We start from the raw sequence: 17,777 nt of genomic DNA on the forward strand, positions 1-17,777 counted from the left end.
TTATCAGGGCTTTCCCGCAGAGGCCAGCAAAACCGGGGCGGTTCCATTCCCAGCCGTGCTTTTTGGCCGCAACTCGATTTTGTCTCCTCTGCTGGGTTCAAAAAAGTCGGTCACGATATTGTCTCAATGGCGAAAGAATGTCCGTAACGTAAAAAGCAGTTGCTGTCCGTGGCGTACACTCGAGCCATGGCTGGCAGACATTTTGATTTAGGAGCGATTTTGATGAAACTCACCTGGTATGGCCACTCCAGTTTCAAGATTGAGACCGGAGAAGCATCGATCCTGATCGATCCGTTCCTGACCGGTAATCCGTCCTTCCCGGAAAGCCTGAGCGCCGATTCGGTATCGGAAGGCGTCACGCATGTGATCCTAACCCACGGCCACAACGATCATGTCGGCGACTCGGTGGATATTTTGAAAAAGACCGGCGCGCAACTGACCGCCAATTTCGAGATCTGCATGTGGGCGAACCGGCAGGGCATAGACAACATCAATCCGATGAATTCCGGCGGCAAGGTCGATACGGGGCCGTTTAGCGTTGCGATGACCAGAGCCGACCATTCGTCCTCCCTGCAGGGGGAAGGCGAAGCGATCTATCTCGGCAATCCGCACGGCGTGATCATCGAGGCCCCCGGCGAGAAAGTCGTCTACCACATGGGCGACACCGATATTTTCTCCGACATGGCTCTGATCAACGAACTCTACCAGCCGAAGGTCGGCATTGTGCCGGTCGGCGACCGCTTCACCATGGGCGGCAAGGCCGCGGCTCTGGCCTGCACGCGGTATTTTCAGTTCGATGCCGTCGTACCCTGCCACTACGGGACGTTCCCGATCCTCGATCAGACGGCCGAGACATTTGTCGAGGAGATGGGTAGCAGCGCCGGTCTCGTCAAATCGATGGCGCCGGGCAGCAGTATCGACCTATAATTGAATTGAAGCAGACAGACGCCGGAGGGTAACCCGCCGGCGTCTGTCAAAGACACACGCGCGAATGTGAGAAAAAGATGCTCCTGTCCAGATTGCCCTTGAGCCTGTGCATTGCCTTGTTTCTGGCTGGCACGCCTTCGCTGGCCGCCGACAAGTCGGTCACGCCCGGCGGCAAGCCGGCGCCTTCCCAACCCCATGCCAAGCCTGGCTCAAAAGCGGCTCAGGACGCGGAAGCGGCTGACAAGGCCTATCGAAAAGTGCAGGAAGTCTTTTCCGGCGATACGACCGTGGCGGGTGAGAAGGTTGCGTTTCCGCAGACAAATCCTTCGGTGAAGGCGCTGGTCGTCACCATGCTGCCGGGAGAGGAAACCGAATGGCATCAGCATCATGCGCCGATGTTCGCCTATCTGCTGGAAGGTGAAATCACTGTTATCTATGAAGAACTCGGCAAAAAGATCTATCGCGCCGGCGACGGGTTTCTCGAAGCCATGGATGTGACCCATCGGGGGGTGAATACCGGGGAGGGGCCGGCTAGAGTTCTGAGCGTATATATGCTTGGCGATGATGGCGTTCCCGTGGTCGAAGAAGACGCGCCGGGTGCCGAAATGGAAAAGGTCGAGTAGCGCGCAACCGACCGGAAGGCCGGTTAGCGGCGGTCTTGGAAACGACGAGTGGGCACCGCGAGGACGGAGGCCGCCGGACCGAGTTAAACCAGCTTATCCGGCGCCTGTCCTGAAAACGGCAGCTCCGTTTCGGTGGTGTTACCCCTTCAAAGCCTGCTCAGGAGTGCCGGTGTCGGCCAGGCGTCGGCGGGCATGCCGAGTTTCTGCTGAACCTGCTGAACGGCGGAACGGGTTCCGGCTCCGAGAATACCGTCGACCTTGCCGACGTCGTACCCCATGTTGGAGAGCTTGGTCTGGAGTTGTTTCATCTGGGCGTCGTTCAGGCCCGGCTCCGGGTTCCCGGCGTTGTATCGGGGCGCGCCGGCCAGGCGGGTGGCGAAATAGGCCGCCGACGTCGTGTAGACGAAGGACTGGTTCCATTCCAGATAGATGTTGTAGTTCGGATAGGCGAGGAACGCCGGACCTTTACGTCCCTGCGGCAGAAGCAGCGAAGCCGGCAGGTTGGAGGAAATCTGTCCCCAGCGCGGTTGGACGCCCAAAGCCGCCCACTGCGCACCCGTCTTGGACTTGCCGAGACCCGTGTCCGCCCAGTTGAGGTTCTGAGGCACCGTGACTTCCTGCAGCCACGGTTCGCCCGCGCGCCAGCCGAGGTGATTGATGAAGGCGCCGGCGGTGAGAATCGCGTCCGGTGCGCTCTTCTTCAGGCGCACGTGGCCGTCTCCATCGCCGTCCCGGCCGAATTTGATGATGTCTTCGGGCAGCATCTGAACCATACCGATCTCACCGGCCCAGGCGCCCGTCGTGGTCCTCGGGTTGAGATCGCCATGCTGGACCATTTCGATCGCCGCAATCAGCTGCGGCCGGAACAGTTCCGGCCGGCGGCAGTCATGGGCGAGGGTGGCGAGAGCGTTGACCGTATTGAAATCGCCCTGAACGGCGCCGAAGTCGGTCTCAAGTGCCCAGAAAGCTGTGATGACCGGGGCCGGAACGCCATATTCTCGTTCGGTGCGGTCGAAGATGCTCGCGTATTTCTGCATGTTCGCCGCGCCGTTCTTCATCCGGTAGCCCGAAATCACCCGCTTGGAGAAATCCAGAAAGGTCATTTTGAAGACGCCCTGGGCCCTGTCGCGGGAAAGAACCTTGCGGTCGATCTGCGCACCGGCAAGCGTCTGATCCGCGGCGCGGGCGGACAAGCCCTTGGAAACGGCTTCCTGTTTGACACCGGCCAAAAACTGCCGGAAATCGCCGCCGCATTGCTGGGCAGAGGCGGATGCGCCGGTAAAGGCGAGGCCGGCAAGGAGCGTAATCGTGAATTTTGTGGCGCGGTTGGAACGGCGGGTCATGAAAAGTCCTGTCGTCAGTATGGGCGGGAGAAGGATGTCCCTTGCAGAAACCGGAATTCTGGCGACCATCATTGACTTGTGTAGGACAGTCAGGTCAACCGCTCTGGCGAGACTTTACCCAGGACCCTTTGGAAAAACGGGGTCAGCGGCAAGTGCCGAAACTCGAGCCGACGCCAAACGAGTTCTTCGGAGCGCCATTCAAGGTCTCTGTCACGGTTGCGGAAGACCGGCAGTCCGAGTTTGGATAATGAGGCGAACCATAGGCCGGCGCGACCCCGGCGTTGGCCGATTGCTGCTGGCACATCTGATAGGCCGTGTCGTAAAGAGCCTGCCAGCCGCCGGGCATCGAGCCGAGATTGTCCAGGACGCCGAGCGCGCCTCCGGCGCGGGCGCCGCGGATTGCGCCACCGGGGCCAGCCCATGCACCGCCGGCGACGGCTCCCGTCATGCCGCCGGAAACGGCGTCGCCAACGACGTCACCGCTTCCCATGCGCGCATTGGCATAGTCGGTCGCATAGACCACGCAGTCGGTGTCTTGGGCAGAAGCGGAAAAGGTGGTGAGACAACAGGCTGCAAAAAGGACCGAGTTCAAGATGTTCGGGTGCCGTGCGTTCATGTTTGTCTCCCGCGGTCGATGCCAGAAACGCCGTGCCGCGTCATTTGGTGCCGCGATGATACGAGCGGCGATCGGCAGGGAATTCACCAGACAGGATAACGACAGGACCTTAACAAGCTGCTGCGCGGTTCTCCCGAATGTCCAAGCTGTTTTGCGTTACCGCTGGAGATATTTTTCGGCGATGAAGCCGCTCCTGCCTTCGTAAGTGACTTCGCACCACCAGTCGTCGCAGTGTCGGAACGACACGCTGGCGCCTTGCGGAATAACACCAATGACCGCGGCGCCATTTTGCCCGCTCTGCCTCAAATTTACGGCGGAGACGATTTTTCCGGTGCTCTGATCAGCGTCGTTCAAGGCCTGTGCCGTGGCGGGAGCGCTTTCTTGCTCGAACAGCGGCTCGGCTTTGGGTGCGGGATCATGCACAAGAGAAAAGGGAGGCTCCTGCTGGACGGTGTCCGCCCGGGCAACGGCCACGGCGGCCGGCACCGCGGCGGCAGTCGGCGTCGTCCTGTCGATTGGCGCGGAACGCGTTGCCTCTTCGGATGCCGGGGGAACCTCCCTTACAATGAACGGCGCTTGCGCCGGACGGGGCGCGACGGCTTCGACGGGAGCAGGCGCTGCAACTTGTGCGGGGGCAGTCAAGGCGGCTGTGCCGCCGGTGCTTCCGACCGTAAGTGCCCTGCGCATGCGTGCTTTCGCATCGGCGATTTGCGCAGCCGTTGCAAATTGTTCAGAGCTGTCGTTCAGGCCTCGTGCGTCGAAACCTCCGGAGGCCGCAACACTCCGGGTGGCCGCAGCCTGTGTCTCTGCCGAAGGTCCGACCGAGATGAACTCGGTCTCCACGGTTCGCGTTGAGGTGTCATTGGCTGTGAGCAGGTCGGGAAGGCCAAACGCCATTGCCGCGCCTCCGGCGGCCACGATCAGGAAGGTCGTTGCGAAGAGTGCCCTGAAACTTGGTCCGGTCGGGTTCGAGGCTGGCATACCGCTCCTGCGCAGCCGAGATACGGTCGCGCTGTCACCGGTTCGTCTTCGTCCGGCGCCGGTCCCCGGAAACACGCCGGGCGTTTGAAGGGGAGGCTCCTTCCTCAAGTCGGGCCGGCCGCGAGCGCATGGTTCATCGGAAGGGTCATCGTTTGAGGCGGCATGCAATTCCAGGATTTTTGCGGCGATTTCGCTTTGAGATACCTCGGATTGGCCCCGGTCTCCCTCGTTTGCGGAAACCGGCCTTTCGACGACCTTCAGGTCATTCCCGTCTTGCGGCCGGGGAGAGGCTTTCGTCTGGCGGTTGGTCTCAGGTTCATAAGATATGGCTGGCGCGGAAACAGAATACATTTGGCCCTCCAGGTTTTACGTTTCCGCATTTTGAGTATCCACCGCGCCCGAGCGGCTGCCTCTTCGGGCGTTCGATATGGCGGATGGCGGAAACGGCCTTTTCGAGTGAGGCATTAATCTTTGTCAATGCGTCGGAAGGCGGGCAGGATTGCGGCGTCTCCAAGGAGTTTTTCGGGAAACTTGGCGCGGTCGCGGCCGCATCCGGCCCACGCTGGCGTCCGTTTGCAAATACCTAACCAGTGTTTGCAATGATCTTGCGGGAAAGGAAACCCGCCGCGCAACCCAAGCGGCGGTTCGCGCAGCAGAGACAGACGACGGGCAGAAACAAACATGAAACGCTGGATCAGGCAGTTAGCAGCGAACGCAGTGGCCCTGGCGGTAATCGTCGCCACCTTCGGTCAGACGACCCAGGCGCAAGAGCCGCCGGTTGTGAGGATCGGACTGATGGCGACGTTGTCCGGACCGGCCGCCGTCTATGGAGAGCACATGCGCGACGGTTTTCTGCTGGCCGTGGACCAGGCCAATGGCGCACTCGGCGGCCTCGAAACGCGCGTCATCGTTGTCGACGATAAGCTCGACCCGGACTATGCCTTGAAACAGGCAACCAAGCTTATCGAGGAGAACGGCGTCGATTTTTTCGTCGGCGTGAATTTTTCCAAGGTGATGCTCGCCGTGCACGATCCTGTCGTGCGGACCAAGACCCCTTTCATCGGAACCCATTCGGGTCCGGCGCCCGTCGCGGGCCGTGGATGCAGCCGGTACTTTTTCTCAACGGCGGAGCAGGACGACCAGGTCCACGAAACGATGGGCCGCTATGCGAGCGTGAAAGGCTTTCGGCGTGTTGTGACAATTGCGCCCGACTTCGAAGCCGCGCGGAATGCGGTCGCCGCATTCCGCAGGCATTATAGTGGCCAGCTTGCCCGGGAAATTTATCCCAAACTCGGAAAGACCGATTTCTCCGAGGAGTTTTCCCAGATCTCCGAAATCGAGCCGGACGCGATTTATGCCTATATGCCGGGAGGAATGGGAGTGGCGCTGGTGAAGCAGTTCCACACGTCGGGCATGAAGGGGGCCGTGCCGTTCCTCTCCGCTCAGACGATCGATGCGGTCAGCCTGCCATACACGAAGGAAACGGCCGAGGGCCTTTTTTCCGCATCCTCCTGGGCGCCAAATCTGGACAATCCGGCCAATAAACGTTTCGTCATGGAGTTCAGCCGGAAATACAAGTATTCGCCCTCGGTCTATGCCGCCCAGGGCTATGATGCAGGCAGACTCATTCACTTCGCGCTTGAACTGACGGGCGGGAGCAAGGACGCGGAAGCAATGCTGTCCATACTTCAGTCGGCGCCCTTCGAAAGCGTTCGAGGCGACTTCCGCTTCAATTCGAACCAGTTTCCCGTTCAGGACTTTTATCTGGTCGAAGGCGTCCAGCGCACAAAAAGGCTTTTTGAAATGGAAGCCGTGGCACGGGTCTTCGACGATGTCGGAGATGCGTATTCCGGCTCCTGCCGCATGTAGGTCGCTTCAGGCGCGCCATTAATTCAAGACTGTCCGGTCCGGAAAGTTATGTGGCGGTCTTGTATTCTGGACCGAGCGATCCATATCCGGGGTATGACCGAGGCTCGTTCTCAAAGCTCCGTTTCCATCGCCAAGGCTCCCGGGCCGGGGCGGCCGCGCAGTTTCGACGAGGCCACGGCTCTCGAAGCCGCGATGAATGTGTTTTGGCAAAAGGGCTATGAAGCGACGTCTCTGGACGATCTGACAAGGGCCATGGGGCTCAGCCGGTCAAGCTTCTACGGGGCGTTCGACAGCAAGCAGGCATTATTCATACGGGCGCTGGAGCATTATTCGAGGAATGGCCTGCGGGGTCTTCGAGAAGTGGCCGGCACGGCCCAAGACAATCCTGTCGACGCCATGATGCTGGCTCTTTCTGACCCGGAAGGTAGTCCCAAAGGGTGCCTGCTGATCAATTGCATCACCGAACTGGCTCCTCATGACGACAAGGTTGCGGAAATCGGCCGGCGCCATCTGGAAGCCATAGAGGAGATTTTTGCCGCCGCGCTGAATCCCGGGAACCCCGACAGCGTGCGTGATGCGGCAAGGGCGTATGCTTCCCTGGCGATCGGCACGCTGACTTTGCGGAAAAGCGGCATATCCGCAGATCGCATTCAGGAAACCCTCAAGCAAGCCAAAACGATCCTGACAGGATAGGGAGGGTCGGTCGTTCAAGTTTCAAAGGCCCTGAAAAAGTCTGCACAATTTAGGACTGAATAGTCCAAAAACTGCCAAATCAATCGAAACAGCACCGAAGGAAAATGCGACGATGTCCGATGCGAAACTGTTTACGCCGGCCCAGGCTGGCGCCATCGAATTGAAGAACCGCGTGGTGATGGCACCGCTCACCCGCAACCGGGCGCGGCCGGAGGACGATGTCCCTGTTGAACTCAACGTCGAATATTATGAGCAGCGCGCCACGGCGGGTCTGATCATCACCGAAGCTTCGCAGATCTCGCCGCAGGGCAAGGGCTACGCCTGGACACCCGGGATCTATTCCGATGCACAGGTCGAGGGCTGGAAAAATGTCACCGACGCCATCCACGCCAAGGGCGGCAAGGTTGTTATTCAACTTTGGCATGTAGGCAGGATCTCGCATCCGGTGTTGCAGCCCGGAGCGGCCGACCCGGTTGCCCCGTCGGCGATTGCAGCGGCTTCCAAGACCTTCGATGGCGAACAGTTCATAGATACCCCGATGCCGCGTGCCCTGGAAAGGAATGAGATTCCCGGAATTGTCGAGGACTACCGGAAAGCTGCGGAAAACGCCAAGAAGGCTGGTTTTGACGGCGTAGAAGTTCATGCGGCCAACGGTTATCTGATCGACCAGTTCCTGCGCGACGGTTCGAACACGCGGCAGGATGAGTATGGCGGTCCGATCGAGAACCGCGCGCGCTTCCTGAAGGAGGTAATGGACGCGGTTGTCGGCGTGTGGGGCGGCGACCGTGTCGGGATCCGTCTCAGTCCGTTTTCGAACGCCAACGATATCGCCGACAGCGATCCGCAGGCGACTTTTTCCCACGCGATCAAGCTTCTCAACGGTTACGGCCTGGCCTATCTGCACCTCGTCGAAGGCCAGACGGGCGGGGCCCGCGACATTCCGGAAGGCGGCGATCTGGCGGCGCTTTATGCGCTGTTCGACGGCACCACTATGGGCAACAACGGCTACAGTCGCGAGAGCGCCATCGAGGCAGTCGAAAGCGGAGCCGTCGACCTCGTTGCCTTCGGACGGCCGTTCATAGCCAATCCCGATCTTGTGGAACGCCTGAAGAGAAACGCCCCTCTTAATGAGCCGGACAGGGACACCTTCTACGGCGGCGGAGCGAAAGGTTACACCGATTACCCGACCCTGGAGCAGGCGTCGGCGGCGGCCGAATAACCGGTTTCAGGCTGCCCGACATCCATACCCCCAACCAGGGCAGTCTGATAGCGGGCCGGTGCAGAGCGATGTAATTCGCCTGCACCGGCTTTCTTTTTGAGCGGCATGCCGATCCGCGGGGGGGGGGGGAGAATTATGAACCGTACCGGAGCGTACACTTTTTGCGCAATCCGCCCTTTCGGTCTTGTCAAAAACCTGTCACACCCCTACCAAATCGAAAGGGCGCGGCGAACTGACGTGGTCTGGCGTGCGAAGCCGCCGGAACAAACCCATCGCCCTGTAGTATCGTAGGGAGAGACAAGATGCCCCCATATCGTTCCAGAACCTCGACCCATGGCCGCAACATGGCCGGTGCCCGCGGTCTTTGGCGCGCGACCGGTATGAAGGACGACGATTTCGGCAAACCGATCATCGCCATCGCCAATTCCTTCACCCAGTTCGTGCCCGGGCACGTGCATTTGAAGGATCTCGGCCAGCTCGTTGCAAGGGAAGTCGAAAAGGCCGGCGGCGTTGCCAAGGAATTCAACACGATCGCGGTTGATGACGGCATCGCCATGGGCCATGACGGCATGCTCTATTCCCTGCCGTCGCGTGAGGTCATTGCCGACGCGGTCGAATATATGGTCAACGGCCACTGCGCGGACGCGCTGGTCTGCATCTCCAACTGCGACAAGATCACGCCGGGCATGCTGAACGCCGCCATGCGGCTTAACATCCCGGTCGTGTTTGTTTCCGGCGGCCCGATGGAGGCCGGCAAGGTGGTTCTGGAAAACGGTGTTGCCAAGGCCATCGATCTCGTCGATGCGATGGTTGCGGCCGCTGACGACCGCATGTCCGATGCCGACGTGCTGGCCATGGAACAGAACGCTTGTCCGACGTGCGGCTCGTGCTCCGGCATGTTCACCGCCAATTCCATGAACTGCCTGACGGAGGCCCTCGGTCTTGCACTTCCCGGAAACGGCTCCACGCTCGCCACCCACGCGGACAGGGAACGCCTATTCGTCGAGGCCGGCCATCTGATCGTCGATCTGGCGAAACGCTATTATGAGCAGGATGACGAGAGCGTTCTGCCGCGCAGCATTGCAAGCTTCAAGGCGTTCGAAAACGCCATGAGCCTCGATATCTCCATGGGCGGGTCCACCAACACGATCCTGCACCTTCTGGCGGCGTCCTATGAAGGCGAGGTCGGCTTCACGATGGACGACATCGACCGCCTGTCCAGGAAAGTCCCCGTCCTGTGCAAGGTCGCGCCGGCGGTTGAGAACATCCACATGGAGGATGTGCACCGGGCTGGCGGGATCATGGGCATTCTGGGCGAGTTGGACCGGGCCGGACTTCTGCATTCGGATCTGCCGACCGTCCATGCCGCCACCATGAAAGAGGCGCTGGCACGCTGGGATATCCGCCAGACGAACTCCGAGAGCGTCCATACCTTCTTCAAGGCAGCGCCCGGCGGTGTCCCGACCCAGGTTGCCTTCAGCCAGGAGCGGCGCTGGGACGATCTCGATCTCGATCGCGCATCCGGCGTGATCCGTGAAATGGATCATGCCTACAGCAAGGACGGCGGACTTGCCGTGCTCTATGGCAACATTGCCGAAGACGGATGTGTGGTGAAAACGGCGGGCGTCGACGAAAGCATCCTGACCTTCTCCGGACCGGCCCGTATTTTCGAGAGCCAGGACAGCGCCGTCTCGGCGATCCTGACCAACAAGGTCAAGGAAGGCGATGTGGTCCTGATCCGCTACGAGGGACCGCGCGGCGGGCCGGGCATGCAGGAAATGCTCTATCCGACCAGCTATCTGAAGTCCAAGGGGCTTGGGAAGACCTGCGCCCTGATCACCGACGGCCGGTTTTCCGGCGGGTCCTCGGGGCTATCCATCGGGCACATCTCGCCGGAAGCGGCGGAAGGCGGGGCAATCGGCCTTGTCGAAGAAGGCGACATGATCGTCATCGATATTCCGAACCGGGTTCTGAAAGTCGACCTTTCCGACGCGGAATTGGGTGAACGCAGGGCCTCGATGGAGGCACGAGGTGCCAAGGCCTGGAAGCCTTTGGAACAGCGCAAGCGAAAGGTCTCCAAGGCGTTGCGTGCTTATGCCAAACTTACGACGAGTGCGTCCAAGGGGGCGGTGAGAGAAGTCGATTAGATCTTTGGAAGAGCTTTCCGGACTTTCCATCGGTCACTTGTGTTGGAACGAAACGTTCGGGCTCGCCTGAAAGGCGGGTTCGAAACTCGCGAAGGCATCTGAAAAGATGCATTTGGACTTGCGCAAATTTTAGGCGGAGAGCCTTTGTGCTCTCTGGCGGGTCAAGTAGCGAATTTCCGTTACGTAATGTTAAATACACGAAAAAAAACAATAATTTATGAGGATTTAGTCTTTTGATTTCGGTCTGGGTTGAGTGGTGAGTAAATAAGCAACTCCTGACAGGTGGCATAGGTGGTATTTTTTGCAAGAGAGAATTAACTTCTCAACTTAATCATTGCGGCTGTTGTGAATCCACGGGGCAGACGCATGAAAACAGGGACGGTCGTCACAGGAACCGTTCTGGGCTTGGCTGGAGTACTTGACGCCGGTGGGGTTCAGGCCGCCGTAGCGGGCGATGTCCTGTCGCTTCAAAAAAGTCTCGATATGGTCTGGGTGCTGGTCGCGGCCGGGCTGGTGCTTCTGATGCAGGTCGGCTTCATGCTGCTCGAAGCAGGTCTCGTACGTTCGAAGAATTCCATCAACGTCGCCCAGAAAAATCTTCTTGATCTTGCGGTTTCGGTTCTGATCTTCGCTACCTTCGGGTTCGCCATTGCTTTCGGTGCGGGCGGGAACTGGTTTGCCGGTTTTGATACGCGTCTTTTGGGGCTGTCCCACATGGACCCCTGGGTCCTGACGATTTTTGCCTTTCAGGTCATGTTTTGCGGAACCGCCGCCACCATCATTTCCGGCGCCGTTGCCGAACGAATGCGGCTTTCCGCGTATATCTGGTGTTCCGTTCTGACCGCGGGGCTCATCTATCCGGTCTTTGCGCATTGGGCCTGGGGCTCGGCTCTGTTTTCCGAAGCGACCGCGTTTCTGGGCGATGCCGGTTTCGTGGATTTCGCGGGGTCCACCGTCGTTCATGGCACGGGTGCCTGGATCGCCTTTGCCGCCTGTGTGCTGCTCGGGCCGAGGATCGGGCGTTTCGGCACGGACGGGCGTCCCTTTCGCATACAGGGGCACAGCTCGGTTCTGGCGACCGCAGGCGCCCTGATCCTTTTTGTCGGCTGGCTCGGTTTCAACGGCGGGTCCACGCTGGCGGCCTCGTGGGACGTCCCGAAAATTCTGGCGAATACCGTTCTGGCTGCCGCCGCGGGCACCGGTGCCGGCTATTTTGTCGGCCGCTGGAGAGACAAGGTCATCCTGCCGGAAAACTCGATATCGGGTCTGCTCGGCGGGCTCGTTGCCATTACCGCGGGCTGCCATGTCCTGACGCCGGCTGGCGCGATGGTCGTCGGAATGGCCGGAGGTGCCGTGGCGATCGCCGGCGCATGGTTGCTTGAGCGGGTGTTCAGGATCGACGATCCGGTCGGGGCCATCAGCGTCCACGGTTTTGCCGGTGTCGTCGGGACCCTCGGCCTGGCTTTGCTCGCGCCGGTCGAGCTTTTGCCCATGGGCGCGCGCCTGCCGCAGGTTGCGATCCAGTTCGCTGGCGTGGCCGCCTGTTTCATCTGGTCTTTCGGCATGGGCTGGCTGACGCTCTCGGCGGTCAACCTGCTGCAGCCGATCAGGCTGGACGCCGCGGCCGAGGACCTCGGCCTCAATGAAGCTGAGCATGGCACGCGCCTTGGCATCGGGCATGTCGAGGACGCGCTTGACCGGCTGATTGCCGGAAAGGCGGATCTGTCCATGCGCCTCGACGTTTCCAAGGGCGAGGATTCAGAGCGGCTGACCCGTCTGTTCAACGCGCTGATGGATACGGTTCAAAGTGAGGAGCAGGCGCATCTGCGGGCCGCCGACGCCAAGCGGTCCCAGGAGGAGGCCGAACGACTGTCCGCCCTGGCGAACGCAACCTTCGACGCCATTGTTATCTCGGTCGACGGCCGTATCCTGGACGGAAACAAGACCTTCGAGGACCTGATCGGCTACAGCATCGGCGAGCTTGAAATGCGCGGTCTGTACGAATTTGTCGACACCAGGCTGGCCGGCACTCTGGAAGAACATCTGATCAAGGCCGAAAAGGAACCGCGTGAGGTCACCCTGATCAGCCGGAGCGGTGAGCGTGTGCCTGTCGAGATCCGGACCCGCGTTATCTCTTATCGGGGCATACCGACACGCGTCTCGGCGCTTGTCGATCTGCGCGAACGCAAGAAGGCGGAAGCCCAGATCCTGCACCTTGCGCAACATGATCCGCTTACGGATCTGCCCAACAGGGCGGTATTCAACGCGGAGCTGAAACAGACCCTGAGGAAATGCGAACGGAACGGACATGCGGCCGCGCTGCTGCTCATCGATCTGGACCGGTTCAAGGACATCAACGATCTCCACGGCCATCCGGTGGGCGACACGGTGATCCGCGTGACCGCGCAGCGTCTGCGGAACTGCAGCCGAAGCGGCGACATCGTGTCCCGGTTGGGCGGAGACGAATTCGCGATCGTCCAAAACGACATTCAGTTTTCAAATCAGGCGGAAGATATGGCGGTGCGCCTGGTTCAGGCGCTGTCGCAACCGATCGATTGCGGACACGGGTTGGTGCTGAAACCCAGCGCCAGCATCGGTATCGCCCTGATGGCCGGACAGGATGCCGAGGACACGGTGATTTCCAATGCAGACATCGCGCTTTACAACGCCAAGAACGGCGGCCGGCACACATACTGCGTGTTTCTGGAAGGCATGGGCGACGAAGTCCGCCAACGGCGCGCCTTGGAAAAAGACCTGACCGCGGCCTTGTCGGAGCGCCAGTTCGTGCTCCATTTCCAGCCACGTCTCAATCTGGTGACCGCAGGCATCGACAGCTACGAGGCGCTTATCCGCTGGCAGCATCCCGAACACGGCCTGGTCAACCCGACGGATTTTATTCCGGTAGCGGAAGCCTCCGGTCAGATCGTCGCGATCGGCAAATACGTGCTGGACGAAGCCCTGAAAGTCGCGTCCACAAGCATTCTTTCGGCCAACATCAGCATCAATGTCAGTCCCGTGCAGTTCCGCGACAAGGACTTTGTCGACGACGTCAAGCGCGCGATCGAACAATCCAGCGTTCCGCCGGAACGGATTGAGCTCGAGATTACCGAAAACACGCTGATCGAGGATGACGCCAGAGCGCTCACCATTTTGACGCGGCTGAAGGAGATCGGGGTCAAGATTGCTCTGGATGATTTTGGTGTCGGCTATTCTTCCCTGAGCTATCTGAGCCGTTTCCCGTTCGATTGCATCAAGATCGACAGGTCCTTTGTGCGCGAGAGCCGGCCGAACTACGGATCCCTCGCCATTATCGAGACCGTTGTCCGGCTCGGCAAGGCGCTCGATATGCGCGTGGTCGCGGAGGGCGTCGAGGACTCGGAAATCCTGTGCCTGCTGGCCCAGCGTGGCTGTCATGAGGCCCAGGGCTACCTGATCGGTATGCCGGCCCCGGTCGACAAACTCGCGAGGTCGGTGCCGACGGAGGTCCGGGACGCTCTCGATACCTTGCGGTTCGGTGGTGTGAAGATGTTCGAGAGCGAAACTCCGAAAGAGATCGCAAGCTAGAGCCTTTCACGGTTAGATTGAAGCATTCTGCCGGAGCAGATTTGGTTCAAGCCCAAGGGCTTTGACGAAGGCCGTGCTGGCTGCACGGTCGAGGCAAAACCCGACGGCATTGGGCCTAATCGGCCCGACCCTTCGGGTTCGCGTCCGGCGGCCGCCTGCTTTGTCGCGCCGCTTGCCCATAGCCCGCTATGGGCTTCACGTCCCTCCGCGCAGCGCGACTCGCCGGACGACAAACAGAATGCTTCAATCTAGCCGTGAAAGGCTCTAGCGGTCCGGGCCATGGGCCCGAAGCGCTAATTCAGCTCCGTCACTTCCAGGGGGGCAAGAACGGTTCGTCCCAAAATATCTCCGGGATCGTGAACCTCAGGCACCTGGGTGCAGTCGGCGGGCTTGTCCTCCGCTTGACCGTTGTGTTCCTTCAGGCTCGCGCAAATCGGTATCGCCGCCTGTCGGGTGCCGCTCGCGGCAACGGTCAGAACATCCAGCAGAGAGCCTTCCGTTTCGTCGAGAGCCGCTGCCAGGTGTTTTGCGAAGAGCGATATTGTCCGGTCCTCGGAATAATTTGCGGCCTGGCCCTGGCCCGCAGAGGAAATCAGCGCTTCGGGGCGCTCCTTCAAATCAACGCTGTGCTGTTCCAGAAGATGCATGTTGATGGCGTGGGAGTTGTTGGTATCCAGGATGAGGATGACTTCGCCCGCCGGTATCGTGTGGATCATGGCCGCGAAGGCGGAAGCGGAAACCCACGTCCCCTCGGCAATGGCCTCGTTGGTGGAGACCGGCTTTTCATCTGCCCAGAGTTCGAGGGCGTAGCCGGTTGTCTCGTTTTGCTGTGTCTCTTCGGCAGGGGCGAGGGGAAGATTGGCGTAGATGACCAGCCTGTCTTCCTTGCCGAGCTTGTTCGCAAGCTCGGTGGCCTTCAGCTTGAGCGCGGTAGCGTTCGCCCCCTCGTTGATAAGCAGATGCGTCGCGTCCGGCCCGGCATCGATCCTGGGGGACAGGGCCGAAACTACTTTCTCTAGGCTGTGCTTGCAGACTTCGACGGATTGCGGGTTCCAGGGTGGGCAATTGCCGATGGCCAGAAGATTGTTCTTGAGCGGCGGACGGGCCAGCGCGGGAGAAGCAAGCATGGCAACGGCGAGCAAACCGGAGGCGAGCAGGGCACCGGACAAACGTATAAAAGGCTGCGGAAGCCGCGCGCCAAGCCAGTGGGCACTGCCGTTCATATTGTCTCCCTGAGAATTGTTTTGGCGGTTTGTTGCTGTATATCGAATTTTTGCGGACAAAGAGAGGCACGCAGCCTGTTTATTTGGCGCGGTCGGTGGGCTTTTCCGTTTTCCTTAGAGCCTGCGCTCTTGAAATTTGAAAAGGCCGGGACCGATCGCGGCAAAACCGATGCTGGCGCAGATCGCTTCCGGTGGATTCACGATGCGGCCGCGACCTTGTCTCTCCTGGAGGCAACCAGACGGGTGACGACATTTTCGATGATCTTGTGCCCGGCATCCTGATCGAGAGACATGATCGATTCCGGATGAAACTGAACCGCGGCAATCGCTTCCTTTTCGTGTTCTATCGCCATGACGACACCGTCTTGCGTTTCCGCGGTAACGCGAATGTCGCCGGGAAGGGTGTCCCGCCTGGCAAAAAGGGAATGATAGCGGCCGACGACAACCGGCGCTTTCAGCCCCTCGAACAGAGTGGAGTTGCCGGTCACGGTGATCGGTGACGGTTTGCCGTGCATTGGGATGTCGAGCTGACCCAGTTCGGCGCCGAAATACTCCGACAGGGCCTGCAGTCCCAGGCAGACGCCGAATATCGGAAGCGCGCGCGACCGCGCCCGGCCGATGGTCGCCGCGCAGTCGAAATCCTTCGGGTTGCCGGGCCCAGGAGACAACACGACAAGGTCCGGATCGACATCGTGAAACACGTGATCGGCAACCGGCGTCCTGTAGGTCACGACATCGGCGCCGGTCTGCCGGAAGTAGTTTGCAAGCGTATGGACGAAGCTGTCCTCGTGATCGACGAGCAGGATTTTCAGACCCTTTCCGGGTTTTTTCTCGTCGCGCTTCTCCAGGGCCTGCGCCGCCAGTCCGGCCTCGCGCACCGCTGCCCGCATGGCTTCGGCCTTGAGTTCCGTCTCCGCTTCCTCGTCTTCGGGTACACTGTCGTAAAGAAGCGTCGCGCCCGCCCGGATCTGGGCGACCCCGTCCTTGATACGTACCGTTCTGAGGGTCAGGCCGGTGTTCATGTCGCCGTTGAACAGAACCGCGCCGATCGCGCCGCCATACCAGGCCCGCGGCGATTTTTCGTGATCCTCGATGAACTGCATCGCCCAGCGCTTGGGCGCGCCCGTCACGGTGACCGCCCAGGTGTGGGACAGGAACGCGTCGAGCGCGTCCATGTCTTCGCGCAGGATGCCTTCGATATGATCGACGGTGTGGATCAGACGGGAATACATCTCGATCTGCCGGCGGCCGATGACCTTGACGGAGCCTGGAACGCAGACCCGGCTCTTGTCGTTGCGGTCGACGTCGGAGCACATGGTGAGTTCGGCTTCGTCCTTGGCGGAGTTCAAGAGCTTGCGGATCTGTGCTTCGTCCTCGATCGCGTTCTTGCCGCGCCGGATCGTGCCGGAAATCGGGCAGGTTTCGACGCGCCGCCCGCCGGTCACGCGGACGTACATCTCTGGTGACGCGCCAACGAGATATTCGCTGTTTCCGAGATTGAAAAAGAAGGAGTAGGGGGAGGGGTTGATCTGTGCGAGACGCCTGGAGACCGCGGAAGGCGGGTTCGCACAGGGCTCGTAGAAGATCTGGCCCGGCACGGTTTCGAAGAGATCGCCACGCCTGAAGTAATCCTTCGCCTTCTCCACCAGACGGGCATATTCGCCCGGTTCGTGATCGCCGCGGCCCGGATCCCGGTTGGCCGGGACATATGGGTGTTTCTCCCCGCTCCGTGCGAGACCCTTGGTGGTTTTGCCGTTCACGACGAAGTCGTATTCCAGAACATAGGCCCGCTTGCCGTGGTGGTCGACGATCAGGATTTCGTCCGGCAGGAACAGGACCACGTCGCGCTGGTCGCTTGGCCGCTCACGTTTCAGGTCGATCGGTTCGAACTGGAAAGCCACGTCGTAGCCGAACGCACCATAGAGACCGAGCTGATCGTCGTCGCAGGCAAAAAAGTCCTTCAGCGCCCGGACGATTGAGAATGTGGACGGCTGACGGGACCGTTCCTCCTCGTTGAAAAGCCGGTCCGGTTTTGTGACCGTCAGCTTGATTGTCTTCGTCGAGGCCTCGAACGTGTCAACGTCCGGATGGGATTTCAGCATGTCCGCAATGGCGGGAAGAAGGAGTTCTCCGCGCGGGTTGAGGGCCCGGATCTCCACGTCGCGGTCGGCGGCCTCCATGACCAGAGGCGGATTGGCAAGCGCCATGTCCCACCTGGTGTAGCGGCCCGGATACTCGTAGGAAGAGGACAGAACCGCACCGAGTTCGGAGTCCAGCCGGTCGATCCACTCCGAGGTTCCGGTCTCATAGTCGTACGGACGCGAGGAGCGGTGGATGGTGATGCCACCCTTGGTCTGAAAGGTCTGGTCTGCCAGTGCCGGCATGGTTTCAAGTGTCCCGTTCTGGTGGCTGCCTGTGAGCTGGCGGCCTTATAAAGCACCAAGGCCGCCGGGGATATCCCGCGGCGGCCTTGGTGAGTTTGTCGATCCGTTCAAAGCATGGTCGATCGCTGGCCGCCTATGTCGCGCGACGCCACCACCAAGCTGATTTCCGGATCGTGTTCATGACAGAC

General features: G+C 60.3%; 12 protein-coding genes. 7 read left to right on the plus strand and 5 right to left on the minus strand.

All coding sequences use genetic code 11. From position 1 onward, the window contains the following. Positions 1–222: 222 nt before the first annotated feature. Positions 223–927 carry a metal-dependent hydrolase gene (locus JF539_RS07205; protein WP_207139634.1) on the plus strand — a complete coding sequence of 235 codons (705 nt, stop codon included), beginning with the start codon at positions 223–225 and terminating at the stop codon, positions 925–927. Positions 928–1,004: 77 nt separating this feature from the next. Beyond that, a complete protein-coding gene (locus tag JF539_RS07210) occupies positions 1,005–1,550 on the plus strand; it encodes a cupin domain-containing protein (protein ID WP_207139635.1) in 546 nt (181 codons plus the stop codon). A gap of 146 nt (positions 1,551–1,696) precedes the next feature. Here the strand turns inward: JF539_RS07210 and JF539_RS07215 are convergent, their stop codons facing one another. From JF539_RS07215 to JF539_RS07225, 3 genes are all read right to left on the minus strand, one after another. Next, on the minus strand, positions 1,697–2,893 hold the full coding sequence (locus JF539_RS07215; protein WP_207139636.1) for a lytic murein transglycosylase: 1,197 nt from the start codon (positions 2,891–2,893) through the stop codon (positions 1,697–1,699). Between the two features lie 142 nt (positions 2,894–3,035). Then, the gene (locus JF539_RS07220; RefSeq protein ID WP_209017033.1) at positions 3,036–3,509 is read right to left on the minus strand and encodes a hypothetical protein; all 474 of its coding nucleotides are present in this window, start codon (positions 3,507–3,509) and stop codon (positions 3,036–3,038) included. 156 nt (positions 3,510–3,665) lie between these two features. Then, entirely contained in the window at positions 3,666–4,490 is an 825-nt protein-coding gene (locus JF539_RS07225; RefSeq protein ID WP_207139637.1) for an SH3 domain-containing protein, read from the minus strand. Positions 4,491–5,171: 681 nt separating this feature from the next. Here JF539_RS07225 and JF539_RS07230 point away from each other — a divergent pair. The 5 genes from JF539_RS07230 to amt all read left to right on the plus strand — a co-directional run bounded on the left by JF539_RS07230 (position 5,172) and on the right by amt (position 13,982). Then, entirely contained in the window at positions 5,172–6,359 is a 1,188-nt protein-coding gene (locus JF539_RS07230) for an ABC transporter substrate-binding protein (RefSeq protein WP_207139638.1), read from the plus strand. A 93-nt stretch (positions 6,360–6,452) separates the two neighbouring features. Beyond that, positions 6,453–7,052, plus strand: coding sequence for a TetR/AcrR family transcriptional regulator (locus JF539_RS07235; protein ID WP_207139639.1), 600 nt, complete (start codon positions 6,453–6,455; stop codon positions 7,050–7,052). 112 nt (positions 7,053–7,164) lie between these two features. After that, positions 7,165–8,271 carry an alkene reductase gene (locus JF539_RS07240; protein WP_207139640.1) on the plus strand — a complete coding sequence of 369 codons (1,107 nt, stop codon included), beginning with the start codon at positions 7,165–7,167 and terminating at the stop codon, positions 8,269–8,271. A gap of 302 nt (positions 8,272–8,573) precedes the next feature. After that, positions 8,574–10,418 carry a dihydroxy-acid dehydratase gene (ilvD, locus tag JF539_RS07245; protein WP_207139641.1) on the plus strand — a complete coding sequence of 615 codons (1,845 nt, stop codon included), beginning with the start codon at positions 8,574–8,576 and terminating at the stop codon, positions 10,416–10,418. Positions 10,419–10,784: 366 nt separating this feature from the next. Next, entirely contained in the window at positions 10,785–13,982 is a 3,198-nt protein-coding gene (gene amt / locus JF539_RS07250; protein ID WP_207139642.1) for an ammonium transporter, read from the plus strand. Between the two features lie 293 nt (positions 13,983–14,275). Here the strand turns inward: amt and JF539_RS07255 are convergent, their stop codons facing one another. After that, on the minus strand, positions 14,276–15,205 hold the full coding sequence (locus JF539_RS07255; protein ID WP_209017034.1) for a hypothetical protein: 930 nt from the start codon (positions 15,203–15,205) through the stop codon (positions 14,276–14,278). Between the two features lie 197 nt (positions 15,206–15,402). Continuing rightward, positions 15,403–17,589 carry an anthranilate synthase component I gene (locus JF539_RS07260; protein WP_207139643.1) on the minus strand — a complete coding sequence of 729 codons (2,187 nt, stop codon included), beginning with the start codon at positions 17,587–17,589 and terminating at the stop codon, positions 15,403–15,405. Between the last annotated feature and the right edge of the window lie 188 nt (positions 17,590–17,777).

Source organism: Roseibium aggregatum (assembly GCF_017309185.1).
GTDB lineage: Bacteria > Pseudomonadota > Alphaproteobacteria > Rhizobiales > Stappiaceae > Roseibium > Roseibium aggregatum_B.

Coding starts and splice junctions, on each gene's coding strand:
- JF539_RS07205 (WP_207139634.1), top strand. CDS start 223: ATGAAACTCACCTGGTATGGCCACTCCAGTTTCAAGATTGAGACCGGA.
- JF539_RS07210 (WP_207139635.1), top strand. CDS start 1,005: ATGCTCCTGTCCAGATTGCCCTTGAGCCTGTGCATTGCCTTGTTTCTG.
- JF539_RS07215 (WP_207139636.1), bottom strand. CDS start 2,893: ATGACCCGCCGTTCCAACCGCGCCACAAAATTCACGATTACGCTCCTT.
- JF539_RS07220 (WP_209017033.1), bottom strand. CDS start 3,509: ATGAACGCACGGCACCCGAACATCTTGAACTCGGTCCTTTTTGCAGCC.
- JF539_RS07225 (WP_207139637.1), bottom strand. CDS start 4,490: ATGCCAGCCTCGAACCCGACCGGACCAAGTTTCAGGGCACTCTTCGCA.
- JF539_RS07230 (WP_207139638.1), top strand. CDS start 5,172: ATGAAACGCTGGATCAGGCAGTTAGCAGCGAACGCAGTGGCCCTGGCG.
- JF539_RS07235 (WP_207139639.1), top strand. CDS start 6,453: ATGACCGAGGCTCGTTCTCAAAGCTCCGTTTCCATCGCCAAGGCTCCC.
- JF539_RS07240 (WP_207139640.1), top strand. CDS start 7,165: ATGTCCGATGCGAAACTGTTTACGCCGGCCCAGGCTGGCGCCATCGAA.
- ilvD (WP_207139641.1), top strand. CDS start 8,574: ATGCCCCCATATCGTTCCAGAACCTCGACCCATGGCCGCAACATGGCC.
- amt (WP_207139642.1), top strand. CDS start 10,785: ATGAAAACAGGGACGGTCGTCACAGGAACCGTTCTGGGCTTGGCTGGA.
- JF539_RS07255 (WP_209017034.1), bottom strand. CDS start 15,205: ATGAACGGCAGTGCCCACTGGCTTGGCGCGCGGCTTCCGCAGCCTTTT.
- JF539_RS07260 (WP_207139643.1), bottom strand. CDS start 17,589: ATGCCGGCACTGGCAGACCAGACCTTTCAGACCAAGGGTGGCATCACC.